At 74.9% G+C, this 16,259-nt stretch carries 11 protein-coding genes and 1 pseudogene; 4 read left to right on the plus strand and 8 right to left on the minus strand.

All coding sequences use genetic code 11. The features are described from left to right. Positions 1-12: 12 nt before the first annotated feature. On the plus strand, positions 13-786 hold the full coding sequence (locus ACZ7N4_RS13120; protein WP_471357392.1) for a creatininase family protein: 774 nt from the start codon (positions 13-15) through the stop codon (positions 784-786). Positions 787-956: 170 nt separating this feature from the next. Here the strand turns inward: ACZ7N4_RS13120 and ACZ7N4_RS13125 are convergent. The 5 genes and pseudogenes from ACZ7N4_RS13125 to ACZ7N4_RS13145 form a co-directional block, all read right to left on the minus strand. Next, positions 957-1,931, minus strand: a pseudogene (locus ACZ7N4_RS13125) (lysylphosphatidylglycerol synthase transmembrane domain-containing protein); the annotation flags it as partial. Next, positions 1,928-3,001 carry a class I SAM-dependent methyltransferase gene (locus ACZ7N4_RS13130; RefSeq protein ID WP_471357394.1) on the minus strand — a complete coding sequence of 358 codons (1,074 nt, stop codon included), beginning with the start codon at positions 2,999-3,001 and terminating at the stop codon, positions 1,928-1,930. The pseudogene ACZ7N4_RS13125 and the gene ACZ7N4_RS13130, both read right to left, overlap by 4 nt. Then, positions 2,998-4,179 (minus strand): glycosyltransferase family 4 protein, encoded by a 1,182-nt coding sequence (locus tag ACZ7N4_RS13135; RefSeq protein ID WP_471357396.1) that lies wholly within the window; start codon positions 4,177-4,179, stop codon positions 2,998-3,000. The genes ACZ7N4_RS13130 and ACZ7N4_RS13135 overlap by 4 nt, the downstream gene beginning before the upstream one ends. Next, positions 4,176-4,574: a 6-pyruvoyl trahydropterin synthase family protein gene (locus ACZ7N4_RS13140; protein WP_471357399.1), complete on the minus strand. Its 399-nt coding sequence runs from the start codon at positions 4,572-4,574 to the stop codon at positions 4,176-4,178. The genes ACZ7N4_RS13135 and ACZ7N4_RS13140 overlap by 4 nt, the downstream gene beginning before the upstream one ends. 115 nt (positions 4,575-4,689) lie before the next feature. Continuing rightward, entirely contained in the window at positions 4,690-5,673 is a 984-nt protein-coding gene (locus ACZ7N4_RS13145) for a zinc-dependent alcohol dehydrogenase (RefSeq protein ID WP_471357401.1), read from the minus strand. 106 nt (positions 5,674-5,779) lie between these two features. Here ACZ7N4_RS13145 and ACZ7N4_RS13150 point away from each other — a divergent pair, with 106 nt between their 5' ends. Beyond that, complete coding sequence (locus tag ACZ7N4_RS13150) at positions 5,780-6,544, plus strand: CDP-alcohol phosphatidyltransferase family protein (protein ID WP_471357404.1); 765 nt, start codon at positions 5,780-5,782, stop codon at positions 6,542-6,544. Between the two features lie 151 nt (positions 6,545-6,695). On the opposite strand, the gene ACZ7N4_RS13155 is transcribed toward ACZ7N4_RS13150, so the two are convergent. Further along, complete coding sequence (locus ACZ7N4_RS13155; protein WP_471357986.1) at positions 6,696-7,154, minus strand: GNAT family N-acetyltransferase; 459 nt, start codon at positions 7,152-7,154, stop codon at positions 6,696-6,698. Positions 7,155-7,372: 218 nt separating this feature from the next. Between ACZ7N4_RS13155 and ACZ7N4_RS13160 the strand changes: the two genes are divergently transcribed. Beyond that, a complete protein-coding gene (locus ACZ7N4_RS13160; protein WP_471357406.1) occupies positions 7,373-11,482 on the plus strand; it encodes an Eco57I restriction-modification methylase domain-containing protein in 4,110 nt (1,369 codons plus the stop codon). A gap of 10 nt (positions 11,483-11,492) precedes the next feature. After that, positions 11,493-12,941, plus strand: a complete 1,449-nt coding sequence (locus ACZ7N4_RS13165) for a hypothetical protein (RefSeq protein WP_471357407.1) — start codon at positions 11,493-11,495, stop codon at positions 12,939-12,941. A 188-nt stretch (positions 12,942-13,129) separates the two neighbouring features. Here ACZ7N4_RS13165 and ACZ7N4_RS13170 read toward each other — a convergent pair whose 3' ends face one another. Both ACZ7N4_RS13170 and ACZ7N4_RS13175 read right to left on the minus strand, forming a co-directional pair. Then, a complete protein-coding gene (locus ACZ7N4_RS13170) occupies positions 13,130-14,785 on the minus strand; it encodes an N-6 DNA methylase (protein WP_471357409.1) in 1,656 nt (551 codons plus the stop codon). 88 nt (positions 14,786-14,873) lie between these two features. Beyond that, complete coding sequence (locus ACZ7N4_RS13175) at positions 14,874-16,238, minus strand: GH1 family beta-glucosidase (protein ID WP_471357412.1); 1,365 nt, start codon at positions 16,236-16,238, stop codon at positions 14,874-14,876. Positions 16,239-16,259 lie beyond the last annotated feature (21 nt).

Here is a 16,259-nt window from a genome sequence, read left to right on the forward strand (position 1 = left end):
GGCCGTGGAAAGATGAGTGGTTCGGGCACGCGGGCGGCGTACGGGGCGGTGGGCGGCGTACTGCCGGCGGACACCACCGAGGACGTACGGACCCGGGGGGCGGGCGTGTCAGCACAGGTCGCCGTCCTTCCCGTCGGGAGCTTCGAGCAGCACGGTCCGTATCTTCCGCTGGTCACCGACACACTGGTGGCCTGCGCCGTGGCGCGGGAGCTGGCCGCCGCGTACCCGGTGCACCTCCTTCCTCCGCTGACGGTCTCCTGCTCGCACGAGCACGCGGCCTGGCCGGGGACCGTCAGCATCTCCGCCGTCACCCTGCACGCGGTGGTCTCGGACATCGCGGCGTCGCTGCGCCGTTCCGGCGTGGAGGCGCTGGTCGTGGTCAACGGGCACGGCGGCAACTACGTGCTGGGCAACGTCGTCCAGGAGGCCTCCGCGCGCGGTGAGCGGATGGCGCTGTTCCCGGCCGCCGAGGACTGGGAGGCGGCGCGCGAACGGGCCGGGGTGGTCACCTCGCTGCTCACCGACATGCACGCGGGAGAAATCGAGACCTCGATTCTTCTGCACGCTCACCCCGAATTCGTCCGCCCTGGTCACGAGTCCGCCGATTTCACCGCCGACGACCGTCGTCATCTGCTCACCCTGGGAATGTCCGCCTATACCGAATCGGGCGTCATCGGCCGTCCTTCCCTGGGTTCGGCGGAAAAGGGAAAGGAACTGCTGGCGCACCTGACGGAATCCTTCGCGCCGTATCTCGCCCTGCTGACCCGGGCCGCCGAGTCGGAGTAGCCCGGTACGACCGCCTGCCGGCCGGGACCCGTGGGGGCGGCCCCGGCCGGCGGGCGGTCACCGGGCGACCGGCGGTCACCGGGGGCAAGGCCGGGGCTCGCGGTGGTGGTGCCGCCGGTGCGTACGGTCGAGTACCAGCGCCGGAGCAGCACGGCGGCGCCCGGCAGGCTCGCCACGAAGCTCAGGACCCCGTAGACGACGGCGACCGCGACGCCACGGTCCGCGCCGAGCCCCGCCGCGCCGAACGCCCAGGCGGTGACGCCCTCGCGGGGCCCGAAGCCGCCGACGTTCAGCGGCAGGCCCATGGCCAGCAGGGCGAGCACCGCGAGCGGCAGCAGCACCACGGCCGGGGAGGCCGAGCCGGCGACCCGGGCCGCCACGACGAACGTGGCCAGGTGGCCGGCCAGCACGATCGCGGAGGACAGCGCGACGCCCGGCCCGCTCCCGGAGGACACGAGACCCGCACGGGCCTCGCCGAGCGTCCGGCGCACGGCACCGCCGCGCCCGTGGTCCCGCGGGCGGTTCATGCGGACGGCGAGGACGACGGCGAGCGCACCGACGACCGCCAGGGCGACCAGCGGGGCGAAGCCGCGGACCTCGGCGCGCACCGGCGACGGCAGGGTCAGCAGCAGCACCCCGCCCGCCGCGGCCAGCGCGATCTGTCCCGCGACCCGCTCCAGGACCACCGCCTTCACCCCGCGCCGCACGTCACCGGCGCTCTGCCCGTGCCGGACCGCCCGGTGCACATCGCCCAGGATCCCGCCCGGCAGGGCCGCGTTCAGGAACAGCGCCCGGTAGTAGTCGGCGACGGCGGGACCCAGCGGCAGCCTCAGCCCCAGGCCCCGCGCCACCAACTGCCAGCGCCACGCGCTGCACAGGGTGGTGACCGCGCCGATCCCCGCGGCGGCCAGCACCGCGGCGGTGTCGATCCGCCGCAGCCCGTCCAGCAGCGGCCCGGTGCCGAGCCGCCACATCAGGGCTCCGAGGATGACGACGCCGACGGCGGTGCCGACGTGGGCGCGCAGGGCGCGGGAGTCGGGGCGGCGGGGAGCGGCGCCCCGGGGTGGTGCCGCGCGGGGCGCCGGCGCGGGTGCCGGGCAGGCGGCCGTCACGGTGTCGGTGCGCGGGGCCGCCCTCGTGCTCATGCCGCTCCGCCCGTCGGTCGGGGCAGGGCCAGCAGGTCGCTGTGGTGGACGGTGACCCGCAGCGTGCCGGCCGCGCAGGCGGCGAGCCGGTCGCGCAGGTACCGCTCGGCCCGGTCGCGCAGCTCCGGGCGCTGCTCGACGGCCGCGCCCACCCAGCCCCGCAGCCACTGCTCGGTCAGCGCGGCCTCCGCCGGACCGAGGCGCCACGGACTCGGACGCACATGGACCGTCGCCCCCCGCTCCGCGAACGCCTCGCAGGCCACGGTGACCGCGTCCGGGCCGAGCAGCCCGGAGCGCCGCTGGTGGGCGTTGAACGCCTCGGCGATCTCGGCGTCCAGCGGGTCGCCCGGGGCGAGTTCGACGCGCCCCGCGACGGAGAGGGTGAGCAGGGCCGGGCAGCCGGCGCCGGTGCAGGCGTCCGCCAGGGCCTCGATCTCCTCCCGGGTGAGGACGTCGAGCAGTGCGGACGCGGTCACCAGTGCGGCCCCGGACAGCGCGTCCGGGGTGAGCCGGCCGACGTCACCGCGCCGGGTCTCGACCGTGACACGGCTGCCGTCGGCGGCGGAGCGCGGGGAGGCCACGGCGGCGAAGTGCAGCAGGTAGGGGTCGCGGTCGTGCAGCACCCAGTGCTGGGCGCCGTCCAGGCGGGACGCCAGCCAACGGCCCATGGAACCGGTGCCGCAGCCGAGGTCGTGCACGACGAGTCCGCCCGGCCGGCCCGGCAGGTTGGCGAGCCGGATCCGCAGGGGGTCGAGCAGTTCCGGCGCGCGGGCCGCCGCGTCGGCGTCTTCCCGCAGTTGGAGCCACTCGGGCGCGTACCGCGGCGCGTCCTCCGGGTCACCGTCCCGCAGCCGTACGGTGGCCCGCTCGCCGGGGCGGGCCGCGGGCCCGGCGCCGGCGATGACGGGGGCGGCGGCGGGCGTCCCGCCGAGAAGCTCCGCACCCTCTGTGTCCACAGCCGGCTCCTCCGTTCGGCGGGACTCCCCCGCGCCGGGCCCCGGCTGAGCCGGGATCAGCCCCTGCGAGCCGGACCGGACCGGCACCGCCTCTTCTTCCCGCACGCCGCTCATGCCGCCCTCCTCGGTGGTTCCGGGAGCCGTCCGAGGACTCCCGCGAGACTGCGGGCGGTGGTCGCCCAGCCGTCGAGCGCGGCCCGCCGGCCGCGGGCCGCGGCCTTGAGGCGGCGGCGTACGTCGGGTTCGCCGAACCAGCCGCGCAGTTCGGCGGCGAGCGCGGCGGGGTCCTCCGGCGGGACGAGGATGCCGGGCACCCCGCCGTCCGGTGCACGGCCGACCGCCTCCGGCAGACCGCCGACGTCGGTGGCGATGACCGGGATGCCGCGGGCGAGGGCCTCGGTGACCGCCATGCCGTAGGTCTCGGCGTAGGAGGTGAGGACCATCAGGTCGGCCGCGGCGTAGGAGGCGTCGAGTGCGGCTCCGGAGCGCGGGCCGGTCAGGTGCAGGCGGTCGGCGAGGCCGTACCGGGCGATGAGCTCCCGCAGGTGGGCGACGTACGCCGGGTCGTGGGCGAGGCCGCCGACGCACTCGCAGGTCCACGGCAGGTCCCGGACGGTCGCGAGCGCCTCCACCAGCCGGTGCTGGCCCTTGCGCGGGGTCACGGCGGCCACGCACAGCAGCCGGGAGACGCCGTCGGTGCCGGGGGCGAGGGGCGCGATGTCGGCGCCGGGCGCGGCGACGTGCACCCGGCCGGGGGCGAGGCCGTGGTGGGAGACGAGCCGGCGGACCGCCCAGTCGCTGGTGGCGACGACCGCGCCCGCCGCCCGCAGCACCGCACGCTCGCGGCCGTCCAGGTCGGCGGCGACGGCCGGGTCCAGGCCGGTCTCGTCGCCGAGGGGGAGGTGGACGAGGACGGCGAGGCGCAGGCGCTGTGCCTCGGGGACGACGGTCTCCGGCACCCCGCAGGCGACGAGCCCGTCGAGGAGGACCACCGTGTCGTCCGGGAGGTCCCGCAGTGTGCGGGCGAGCGCGTCGCGGGCGGTGGCGTCCGGGCGCGGCCAGCCGCCGGGTACGGCGTGCCGGGTGACCTGCCAGCCGAAGCCGGGCAGATCCAGGCAGACCCGCCGGTCGTAGGCGTTGCCGCCGCTGGGCGCGGCCGGGTCGTCCACGCCGCCCGGCATCACGAAGTGCACGGTGCGCAGGGACATGGGGATGATTCCGGCGGTGTCGGCGGCGGTGGGCTGCGCGGGCACGTAGGTGAGGCGGCCCCGCTCCACGGTCAGGTCGGTCACAGCCCACGCTCGTAACTCGCCCAGGCGATGTGCGACTCGTGGAGCGTGACGGTGATCCCGGCGAGGCCCTTGGCGCCCTCGCCCAGGCCGCCCTTGGCGATCCGCTCGGCGAGCCGGTCGGCGATGACCTTGGCCAGGAACTCGGTGGAGGTGTTGACGCCCTGGAAGTCGGGGTCGTCGTCGAGGTTGCGGTAGTTCAGCTCCGCGGTGATGGTGCGCAGTTCCTGCGTGGCCAGGCCGATGTCGACCACGATGTTGTCCTCGTCCAGCTGCTCGCGGCGGAAGGTGGCGTCCACGAGGAACGTGGCGCCGTGCAGGCGCTGCGCGGGTCCGAAGACCTCGCCGCGGAAGCTGTGGGCGATCATGATGTGATCGCGGACGGTGATGCTGAACAACGGACGACCCTCCAGGTGCGGCGCGTCTGGTCCCCCGCCCTTGCCCGCCGGGGGATGCCGTGTAGTACGGCTCTTCGCTTCCCCGTGTTCAGCCGTCCCTCACTCTTTTCTCAGGTCAGGCGGTCTGCGTGTACCGGACCCGGTGGCACAGGGCGGGGATCTCGCCGGAGGCCAGCCTGGGCAGCACGTCCGGGAGTTCCTCGAATGCGCTCTCCCCGGTGATGAGCGCGTCCAGCGCCGGATCGGCGAGCAGGTCGAGGGCGAGCGCCATCCGGTCGGCGTAGGTGCGGCCGGGCCGGGCGGCCGGGGAGACGGTGCCGACCTGGCTGCTGCGCACGGTGAGCCGCCGGGAGTGGAAGGCCTCGCCGAGCGGCAGGGTCACGTTCCGGTCGCCGTACCAGCTCAGCTCCACGACGGTGCCCTCCGGGGCGAGGAGTTGCAGGGCCCGGGCGAGTCCGGCCTCGGTGGCGCTGGCGTGCACGACGAGGTCGCAGTCGCCGAGGGCGTCGGCGGGGGCGGCGAAGTCGACACCCAGTGCCTCGGCGGTCCCGGCGCGGTCCGGGTCGGCGTCGACCAGTTGGAGGCGGACACCGGGGAAGCGGGAGAGCAGTGCGGCGACCGCGCATCCGATCATGCCGCCGCCGACCACCGCGATCCGGTCGCCGGCCAGCGGTGCCGCGTCCCACAGGGCGTTGACGGCGGTCTCGACGGTCCCGGCGAGCACGGCCCGTTCGGCGGGCACCCGCTCGGGCACCGCGGTGACGGCGCTCACCGGGACGACGTAACGGCTCTGGTGCGGGTACAGGCAGAAGACGGTACGGCCGATCAGCGCGGCCGGGCCACGCTCGACCACGCCGACGCTGAGGTAGCCGTACTTCACCGGGCCGGGGAAGTCGCCCTCCTGGAACGGTGCCCGCATCGCGGCGTGTTGGCTCTCCGGCACCCCGCCGCGGAAGACGAGCGTCTCCGTGCCCCGGCTCACCCCTGAGTACAGGGCGCGCACCAGGACCTCGTCCTCGCCGGGCTCCGTGAGGGTGACGTCGCGCAGCTCGCCGTGGCCGGGCGAGCGCAGCCAGAACGCGCGGGCCGAAGGGTTCATCGGCATCCTCCTGAACGATCGGGAAGTTGTTCACGTACCGAGTTGTGCACAGGCCGCGCACAGTACGCGGCGTGATCGACTCTGTCACTCGGCCGGAGGATGTGCGGTGGCCCTGAACAACACGTATGACGCGAGGCTCCAGCAGGAGACCGCCGTGGGAGCGGGCGTGCAGCTCCTGCTGCTGGCTCTGCTCGGTTCGGCGATCGGCCTGGGGCCGGCCGGCTGGCTGACGGGGCTGGTCTTCGCGTTCGCCACCTGGGCGGTCCTCTCCCGGGCCGTGCACCGCTCCCGGCTGCGCTCCTTCGGACCCGCCAACCGGGTCACGCTGGGGCGGGCCACCCTGGTGGGCGGGGTGACCGCGCTGGTCGCCGACTCCTTCGAGAGCGCGCCGCCGGTGACGCTGCTGGTCGCCCTGACCGCGGTGGCGCTGCTGCTGGACGGCGTGGACGGCAAGGTGGCCCGGCGCACCGGCACCTCGTCCGCGCTCGGCGCGCGGTTCGACATGGAGGTCGACGCCTTCCTGATCCTGGTGCTCAGCGTGTACGTGTCGACGCGGCTCGGGCCGTGGGTCCTGCTGATCGGGGGCATGCGGTACGCGTTCGTCGCCGCGGCCCGTGTCGCGCCCTGGCTGACCGCCCCGCTGCCGCCGTCCTTCGCCCGCAAGACCGTCGCCGCGATCCAGGGCGTCTGCCTGCTCGTCGCCGGCGCGGAGCTGCTGCCCCGCCCGGTCGACCTCGCCGTCGTGCTGCTGGCGCTGGGCTCCCTGGTGTGGTCCTTCGGCCGGGACGTCGCGTGGCTGTGGCGCAACGCGCGGACGCCGGTGGAGGCGCCGGTCGAGCAGCCGCAGCTGCTGGAACTGGCGGCGCGCTGAGCGACGGGAGCGGGGCGGGGACCGCGGGGAAGCCGCGGGGAAAGGGCCTGGACCGGCTGCCGGTCCGGGCCCTTCCGCACACCGGTCCCCGGTCGTGCCGTCACGACAGCACGGGTGAAGAAGCCGGTGTCGAAGGCAATGGGGGTGAGGATCAGCAGCCGGAGCAGCGGGGACGGCCGCCACCGGCGTCCCGCCGCTCGTCGTGCACGACCGCGCCGAGCGACCGCCAGAACGGCTCGGCGCCGGGCACGGCCGGGTCGGTGTGCAGGTACACGGACCGGTATCCGCCGTCCGCCGCGGCGAACTCCAGGATACGTGCCGCCAGTTCGCGCGCGATTCCGCGGCGCCGGTGTTCGGGGCGCACATAGACCCGGCGCAGTTGCGCGGTCTCCCCGGACGGGTACCGCTCGGCCAGCCACCGCGGGCTGGGCGGGCACTGCGGCCCCCGGGCGTCGAGGGCGCCGGTGCCGACGACCTGCCCGCCCCCGTCGACGGCCACGAGCAGCGTGTGCCGGGCGGGCGTGAGGTAGGCGCCGGCGGGGTCCACGATGTCGGCGTGCCACCGGGGGACGTACCCGGTGCCGAAGTCCCGGTAGACGGTGTCCAGCATGACGGATCTGGCCTGGTCGAGGTCGGCGGCGGTCGCCGCCTTCACGCTATACGTACGCGCACTTGCACATTAGTAAGCGGCGTTCATGATCACCGATCGCCCTACGTTGACATCGTCAACAGACGAGCAGCCTTCCTGTTGTCCCGTACCCCGTGTACTGTGGCGGCGGTCTGCCACGGCCCTCTGGAACGATGGGCGCAGCAGGAGAGAAGAGGAAGATGTCCGCCACCGCCCGCACCCAGGTGTTCACCGCCGTCCACACGGTCGGCGGACTGCTGCCGGCCGACCTGCTGCTCCGGACGGCCGAGGGCCGGGACCTGCCCGGGACGAGCCCCGCCGATTACGGGCTGCCCTCCTCCCGTTCCGTGCGCGACGAGGCCGAGCGCAGCTGGGAGTACCTCAAGCCGCTGTGGCGGGAGCTGCGCGAGCGGCTTCCCGAGGACCCGGAGACCGGCCGGCCGGCCGCCGACCCCACCGGCCGCGCGGGCACCGACTGGCTGGCCCCGCTCTGGCGCGAGCTCGGCTTCGGCCGGCTCCTGCCGGTCGGCCCGGCCGGCATCCCCGCCGACTCCGACCCGGGCAGGCGGTTCCCGGTCTCCCACCGCTGGAACCACGCGCTGATCCACCAGACGGCCTGGCAGGCGGAGCTGGACCGGCGGCCGGGCGGCGCGGGCACGGTCCCCCCGCAGTCGATGCTCCAGGAGTGCCTGAACCGCTCCGAGGCCCACCTCTGGGGTCTCCTCACCAACGGCCGCCAGGTGCGGCTGCTGCGCGACTCCAGCGCCCTGGCCACCGCCTCGTACGTCGAGTTCGACCTGGCGGCGATCTTCGACGGCGAGCTGTTCAGCGAGTTCCTGCTGCTGTACCGGCTGCTGCACGTGTCCCGGTTCGAGGTGCCGGAGGGCGCGGCCCCGGCGGCCTGCCGGCTGGAGCAGTGGCGGACGGAGGCCGTCGCCGGCGGCACGCGTGCGCTGGACCAGCTGCGCCGCAGCGTGCAGGAGGCGGTCACCGTGCTGGGCACGGGCTTCCTGCGGCACCCGGAGAACGGCGCGCTGCGCGAACACGTCCGGCCCCGGGAACTGCAGGTGGCGCTGCTGCGGCTGGTGTACCGGCTGCTGTTCGTCTTCATCGCCGAGGACCGGGACGCGCTGCTCGCGCCCGACGCCGCTCCGCTCGCCCGGGAGCGGTACGAGCGGTACTTCTCGTCGGCCCGGCTGCGCGCCCACGCCCGCAGGCGGCGCGGCACGGCGCACGGCGACCGCTACGACGGGCTGCGCCTCGTCCTGACGGCGCTCGGCCGGGAGGAGGGCCTCCCCGAGCTGGGCCTGCCGGGCCTGGGCGGCCTGTTCACCGAGACCGAAGCGGACGCCCCCCTGCGCGGCCTGAAGCTGGCCAACCAGGCCCTGCTCACCGCCGTACGCCAGCTGTGCGAGGTCCGCGACGTCGGTACCGGGCGCCGGCGGGCGGTGGACTACCGGCAGCTGGGCGCGGAGGAACTCGGCTCGGTCTACGAGTCGTTGCTGGAGCTGGAGCCGGCCCACAGCGCGGTGGAGCGGAGCTTCGAGCTGATCGGGGCCGCCGGCAACACCCGCAAGACGACGGGAAGTTACTACACCCCGGCGTCGCTGATCGAAAGCCTGCTGGACTCCGCGCTGGACCCGGTGGTCCAGGACGCGGTACGGCGCGGCGAGGAGACGGCGGCCCGCGCGGGCGAGGCCGATCCGGCCGCGGCGATCGTGCGCGAGCTGCTGTCGCTGAAGGTGTGCGACCCGGCGTGCGGCTCCGGCCACTTCCTGGTGGCGGCGGCCCGCCGGATCGCCAAGCAGGTCGCGGCGGTCCGGGAACGCAACCCGGAGCCGACGCCGGAGGCGGTCCGCCACGCCCTGCACGAGGTGGTCGCCCGGTGCGTGTACGGCGTGGACCTCAACCCCATGGCCGTGGAGCTGGCGAAGGTCTCGCTGTGGCTGGAGGCGCTGGAGCCGGGCAAGCCGCTCGGCTTCCTCGACGCCCACCTCAAGCACGGCAACGGGCTGATCGGCGCGACCCCGAAGCTGCTGGCCGACGGCGTCCCCACGGACGCGTTCAAGCCCATCGAGGGCGACGACAAGCGGACCGCGGGCGATCTCCAGAAGCGCAACCGCGCCCAGCGCGCCGGCCAGGACGAGCTGCTGTTCGGCGCGGCCCCGGCCGTCGGCAACAGCCGTTACGCGGCCGAGCTGGCCCGGATCACCGCCGCCCCCGCCGACTCCCTCGCCGACGTCCGCCACCAGGAGTCCGCGTACCGCGCCTACGCCGGGTCCGCCGACTACCTCCAGGACCTGCACGCGGCCGACGCCTGGTGCGCCGCGTTCGTCTGGCCCAAGCGGCCGGACGCCCCCGCGGCCCCCACCGACCAGGTGTTCCGGGCGCTGCGCGGACGCGACCAGGCCGCCGTACCGGACGCCACGCACGCCGAGATCCTGCGGCTGCGCGACGAGTACGGCTTCTTCCACTGGCACCTGGAGTTCCCCGAGGTCTTCCCGGTGCCCGAGTCCGGCGCCGGCGTCCGGCCCGAGACGGGCTGGGCGGGCGGCTTCGACGCGGTGCTGGGCAACCCGCCGTGGGAACGGGTGAAGCTGCAGGAGCAGGAGTTCTTCGCCGAGCGCAGCCCCGAGATCGCCCGGGCGAAGAACGCGGCCGCCCGCAAACGGGCCATCGCCGCGCTGCGCGAGAACCCCGACGGGCGCCTGCTGTCCGAGGAGTTCGAGGCCGCCAAGCGCCGCGCGGAGGGCGAGAGCCACTTCCTGCGCGTCAGCGGCCGGTACCCGCTGACCGGCCGCGGCGACATCAACACGTACGCCGTCTTCGCGGAGACCGACCGCGCCCTGACCGGTCCGCGCGGGCGCACCGGGATCATCGTGCCGACCGGCATCGCCACCGACGCGACCACCCAGTTCTTCTTCAAGGACCTGGTCACACGCGGCTGCCTCGCCGCCCTGTACGACTTCGAGAACGAGGACAAGGTCTTCCCCGGCGTCCACAACCAGCTGCGCTTCTGCCTGCTCACGCTGCGCGGCACCGGGGACATGAACGAGCCGGCTCAGCTGGTGTTCAAGGTGCGCCAGGCCGCACAGATCGCCGGGCGCCGGTACCGGCTGACGGCGGACGACATCCTGCGGATGAACCCCAACACCGGTACCTGCCCCGTGTTCGGCAGCCGCCGGGACGCCGAGATCACGCTGGGCATCCACCGCCGCGTGCCGGTGTTCGTGCACGAGTCGCGCGAGGACGGCAACCCGTGGGGCGTGTCCTTCCTGCGCATGTTCGACATGGCGAACGACTCCGGTGTCTTCCGTCCGGACGCGCAGCGCGGCGAGACCTTCGACGACCTCCTCGGGGAGGGGTGGAACCTGAAGGGCAACGTCCTGGTCCGCGGCGAGGAGCGGCTGCTGCCGCTGTACGAGGCCAAGATGCTGCACCACTACGACCACCGCTTCTCCACCTACGAGGGCGCCACCGACAAGCAGTTGAACAAGGGCACGCTGCCGCGGCTCACGCTGGAGCGCCACCAGGACGCGGCCGCCTGCCCCATGCCGCGCTACTGGGTGCCCGAACAGGACGTTCCCACCGGTGAGTTCGACCGTCACGGTGAGGAGGTCCGGGCCGCGGGCGTGCGTGCGCGACTGGCCGCGCGGGGCTGGAAGCGCGACTGGGTGCTGGGGTGGCGGGACATCACCAACAAGAGCAACGAACGCACCATGATCTGCGCGGTCGCGCCCGCCCACGGCTTCGGCCACAAGTTCATGCTCGCCCTCGCCGACCAGGCCGCCCTGCTGGCGGGCGTGTGGTCCTCGTTCGTGCTGGACTACGCGGCCCGCCAGTCGATCGGCGGCACCTCCATGAGCTACTTCGTGGTCCGCCAGCTCCCCGTCCCCACGCCCGCGACCCTGGCCCGGCACGCCCCCTTCCTCGTACCGCGCCTGACCGAGCTCACCTACACGGCCGCCGACCTGAGCGGCTTCGCCCGCGATCTCGGCGACACCGGCGCCCCCTTCCGGTGGGACCCGGACCGCCGTGCGGTGCTCAAGGCCGAACTGGACGCCTGTTTCTTCCACCTGTACGGCGTCTCCCGCGATGACACCGCGTACATCCTGGACACCTTCAACGTCACCCGCGACAACGACCTGAAGGAGTACGGCCGTTACCGCACCAAGGAACTGATCCTCGCGGAGTACGACCGGATGGCCGCCGCCGGGCTCACCTCCGGCACCCCGCTGGTGGACGGCGAGACCTACACCTCCACCCTCACCCCGCCCCCGGGCCGAGGCCCCCGACACCCCGCCTGCTGAGCGAGACACGTTGACCGAGAGCACCACCCTGCGGCGCGACGGACGGACGCCCGCGCAGACACGCGCCGAACGCCGCCGGCTGATCGAGGCGATCCGCGCCCTTCGCCGGCTCCTGGACGGGCGCCGCGCCTTCGAGGCGGCCGACCTCCGCCGGCTGAACCGCGAGGCCCGGGACCGCGACCGCGCCGAGGCCGCCTGCGCGAAGACGCTGCAACGCGTCCACGAGCGGCGGCTGCGCCGGGAACGGGCGCTGGACCGCCGGCTGAACGGTCTGGACGGCAAGCGGGAACACCAGGAGCGGCACGCCCTCGCCGTGCTGCGCCGGGAGTCCGTCCAGGCCTCGCTGCGCGGCACCCGGCTCGGCGCGAGCGAGGTCAACGGCATCGGCGCCGGTCTGGTCCGGGCCCTCGCCGCCCAGGGCATCCGCACGGCCGCCGACTTCACCCGGGTCAGCTGGGGCAAGGCACCCAACGGCAAGGGCGGCGAGGTGCTGTACATCCACCGCGCCCAGGGCCGCAAGGTGCACATCAACGGCATCGGTGAGCACCGGGGCCGCCCGCTGATGGAGTGGCGCCGGGCCGCCGTGGCCCGCGCCGAGGCGCGGGCGCCGCGCGAGCTGCCGCCGGACCAGCGGCACCGGATCGCCGAGATCATCGAGGCCGAACGGGTCCGGCTCCAGGCGGAGCTGGCCGAGGTGCCGCGGGAGGCGGACGCCGACCGCGAGGACGCCGTACGCCTGCGCACGGAGACCCTCGCCCGGCTCGCCGACGCGGCACGCGAGGCCGCCCGGCTCGCCGCCGAACGCCGCGCGGAGTTCGACGCGATGGCCGAGCGCCTCCTCGCGCTCCAGGCGGAACTCGCCGCCCACGTGGAACGCCACGGCGACGCGGGCCCGCGTCTGCGCCACGCCCAGTCCCGCGCCCTGCGCCCCCTGCCGTCCCTCCCGCCCCAGCCGGCCGAGGCACCCGAGGCGCCCGAGGCATCCGGGGCGCCCGAGGCATCCGGGGCATCCGGTAAGTCCCTGCCGGCGATCCCAGCTCCCCGGACACCGGGTGACTCCGCCTCCGCCGCCCGGCCGGGGCACAGCGCCCCCGGAACCAACGTCCGCGCAAGCCTGGGCTGGCTGCTGCCCGTCCTGCTGTTCGCCTTCCTGTCCGTGACCGGCGTGGGCGAACTGGGCGACGCCACGCCCGCGTGGTGGCTGCGCGTCGGCTCCCGGCTGATCGCCCTCACGGCCACCGCGGAGCTGCTGCGCCTGTGGATCCCCCGCCGGCGCCCCTGGACCGCGGCCCCGATGCCGTCCGGCACCGGCGCCCAGGCCGCCGGCGCGTTCCTGGCGCTGGTCGCCGCGGGCATGTTCGGCTCCGGGGGCAGCGGTGTCCGCGTACCGGCGTGCGTCGCGTCCGGCCTCGCCGTCCTGCTCCTGCTGGCCGGGACCGGCCGCCGCGCCCGGGGCTGACGCGCCGGGGTCCGTGCCACCACCCGGGACAGCGGTCCCACCGGTGCCGGTCCCTTGGCGCGGCGGCCGGTTCGGGCCGGCTCACCAGGTCCTCGGGCCGGCCCTCACCGCCGTGGACCCGTGCCGAGCAGCGCCCCGGTCGCACGGGCCACGCAGTCGCCGGCCGCGGACTCCGCCCGGCCGCGTCCTCACTCCCCGGGCGTGAGCGTGCCGTTGCCCAGTCCGTCGCGAGCCAGTTCCGCGGCCTGGCGGGTGAGTTCGGCGACACGGCGGGAGCGTTCCTCGAACTCCTCCAGGGCGCTGAAGGCGGCGCCGTAGCGGCGCTGCGCGGCGAGGTCCATCTGGGGGATGCGGGCGCCCTTGCCGTCGAGCCGGAAGGTGCCGCTGGCGCTGGTGGAGCGGCGGGTGTTGGCGGCACTGCGCAGGAAGCCGCGCAGGAAGGCGGTGTCGAGCTGGTCGCTGACCGAGACGGGCTCCGGGTCGCCGTACTCGACGAGACCGGCCCGGGCGAGGTCGGCGACGCTCACCGACGGTCCGGCGGGTGTGCCGGGGCCCTCGCCGGCCGTCAGATCGGGCAGCAGGTCGGCCAGCCTCCGCAGTTCGCGGGTGAGTTCCCGGCGGAGGGCGAGGTACTCGGCCGCGTAGTCCCGGTGGGATTCCCTGACGTAGCGGCCCGGTGTCAGGTCGACGGTGTCGTCCAGGAGGTCGATCAGCGGGACGTCGGTGGTCTGGGCGGGCTCCGGGTCCAGGGAGCCGTCCGGGTCGTTCGCGGTGAGGTCGACCATGCGCACGCTGGTGGCGGCGGCGCCCTGGGCGGCCGGACGGCGCAGCTCCCACACGTGCACGGGCAGGGCGTGCGAGGCGGCCGCGCCCGGCGGCAGCGCGATGACCCCGGCCAGGACCCCCCGGCGTACCAGCTCGGCCCGGATGCGCCGGCCGGCCTTGCGGTAGGCGACCGACGCCGGCATGACCATGAGCACGCGCCCGCCGGGAGCGGTGTGCGCGTAGGCATGCTGGAGCCAGGCGAGTTCGCCTTCGGCGCGGGAGGGGATGCCCAGTTCCCACCGGGGGTCGAGCAGCAGGTCCTCGCGCCCCCAGTCGCTGTCGCCGACCGGTGGGTCGCAGACGACGAGGTCGGCCTGGAGTCCGCTCCAGTGGTCGTCGCGGAGGGAGTCCCCGGCGGTGACCGTGACGTCCTCGTGTCCGGTGAGGTCGGCGCGGAGCTGGGCGAAGCGGGCCTTGCGGGCGTCGGACTCCTGACCGCGGCGCCGGATCCCCCGGTGTGGTCCGACGGCGAGGAGGAGCGTGCCGATGCCGCAGGCCGGGTCGAGGACGGTGGCGCCGGCGGGCACGTCGCCGGCGAGGTGCCGCAGGGCGCGGACGATGCGCGGCGCGGTGACCTGGTCGGAGCCGGCCCGGCGGACGGAGTCGGTGAAGCGTTCGGCGAGGGCCTCGACCACCTCGCCCGGCGACCCCTGCGCGGCGAGCTCGCGGGCCGGCCGGACCACGTCGTCGGGCAGCGGCGGGGCGTCCGGTCCGCCGGCGAGGAGCTGTGCGACGTCGGCGAGGGCGCCGGTCATGTCGTCGCCGGAGGCGGCTCGCAGCGCCTGCCACAGCCGGACCTCCGCGGAGACGTCCTGGCCCTTGCGCTGACGGTCGAGCCAGGTCTGTACGGCGGCCAGGTCGAACAGGGGGCTGGTGGCGCTGCCGCCCGCGGGCGCGGGGAAGTCCTCGTACCGCCGCCTCCAGTTGGAGACGGCGGCACGGGTGACCCCGGCGATCCGGGCGATCTCGGAAGCGGTGACAAGGGGTCCGCCGGGGGGTGGGGCGGAGTGGTCCGTCATACCGGTCACCGTACACAGGGCGGCCACGCGCCTGCAATGAACGAACTTGTTGACGACGTCAACAACTGCCGGTGGTGCGCCGCCCGGCTCAGGCGGCCCGGCGGGTCTGGGCGCGGTGGACGCGCACGATGTCCGCGTACCGCCGTCCGCTGCCCTTGATCGTGCGGGCCTGGGTGCGGTAGTCGACGTGGACCAGGCCGAAGCGCTTGTCGTAGCCGTAGGCCCACTCGAAGTTGTCCAGCAGGGACCAGGCGAAGTAGCCGGCCAGCGGGGCACCCCTGCGGGCCGCCGAGGCGCAGGCGGCGAGGTGGCGTTCCAGGTAGTCCCGGCGCTCGGGGTCGTCGACGCTGCCGTCGGGGCGGACCACGTCGGGGAAGGCGGAGCCGTTCTCGGTGACGTAGATCTTCCGGGCGCCGTACTCCTCGGTGAGCCGCAGCAGCAGCGTCTCGATGCCGGACGCGTCGATCTCCCAGTCCATCCCGGTGCGCGGGACGCCCTCGCGGCGGACGGAACGGGCGTACGGCGCGGGGCCGTCGGGGTCGTCGGTGACGTACGCCGGGAAGTAGTAGTTGAGCCCGAGCCAGTCGAGGGGCGCCGCGATGACCGCCAGGTCCTCGGCGGACAGCGGGAGTTCGACGCCGTAGGTCTCCACCATGTCGGCGGGGAAGCCGCGGCCGTGCACCGGGTCGAGCCACCAGCGGTTGACATGGCCGTCGTGCCGGCGGGCCGCCGCCAGGTCCCCGGGGCGGTCGGTGGCCGGGTGCACGGTGGAGAGGTTGTTCACGATGCCGACCTGCGCGCCGGGGGCGGCGTCGCGGATCGCCCAGGTGGCCAGGCCGTGGCCGAGGAGCAGGTGGCAGGAGGCGCGGACGGCGGCGGTCAGGTCGCGCCGGCCGGGGGCCATGGTGCCCTCCAGGTGGCCGATCCAGGCGGAGCAGGAGGGCTCGTTGAGGGTGGCCCAGAGGGTGACGCGGTCGCCGAGGCGTTCGGCGACGACGGAGGCGTACTCGGCGAACGCGAGCGCGGTGTCCCGCTCCGGCCAGCCGCCGCGGTCCTGCAGCACCTGCGGCAGGTCCCAGTGGTAGAGGGTGACGGACGGGGTGATGCCCGCCTCCAGCAGCGCGTCCACCAGTTCGTCGTAGAACGCGAGGCCCTTGGGGTTCACCGGGCCGGTGCCGTCCGGGATCACCCGCGGCCAGGCCACCGACAACCGGTAGGCGTTGACGCCGAGTTGCCGCATCAGCCCGATGTCCTCGCGCCAGCGGTGGTAGTGGTCGCAGGCGACGTCGCCGGTGTCACCGTTCGCGGTCTTCCCCGGGGTGTGGGAGAAGGTGTCCCAGATCGAGGGCGAACGGCCGTCCTCGGCGACGGCCCCCTCGATCTGGTACGCCGCTGTGGCCGTGCCCCACAGGAAGTCGTGCGGGAGTGCGGCGAGGTCGATGGGTTCGGACACGGGAGTCCCTTCGGGATCAGG

The sequence above is a fragment of the Streptomyces sp. NPDC107654 genome, assembly GCF_055639035.1.

Excerpts from the sequence above, each read along its gene's own strand:
- ACZ7N4_RS13120 (WP_471357392.1), top strand. The coding sequence starts at position 13 with ATGAGTGGTTCGGGCACGCGGGCGGCGTACGGGGCGGTGGGCGGCGTA.
- ACZ7N4_RS13130 (WP_471357394.1), bottom strand. The coding sequence starts at position 3,001 with ATGAGCGGCGTGCGGGAAGAAGAGGCGGTGCCGGTCCGGTCCGGCTCG.
- ACZ7N4_RS13145 (WP_471357401.1), bottom strand. The coding sequence starts at position 5,673 with ATGAACCCTTCGGCCCGCGCGTTCTGGCTGCGCTCGCCCGGCCACGGC.
- ACZ7N4_RS13155 (WP_471357986.1), bottom strand. The coding sequence starts at position 7,154 with ATGCTGGACACCGTCTACCGGGACTTCGGCACCGGGTACGTCCCCCGG.
- ACZ7N4_RS13160 (WP_471357406.1), top strand. The coding sequence starts at position 7,373 with ATGTCCGCCACCGCCCGCACCCAGGTGTTCACCGCCGTCCACACGGTC.
- ACZ7N4_RS13170 (WP_471357409.1), bottom strand. The coding sequence starts at position 14,785 with ATGACGGACCACTCCGCCCCACCCCCCGGCGGACCCCTTGTCACCGCT.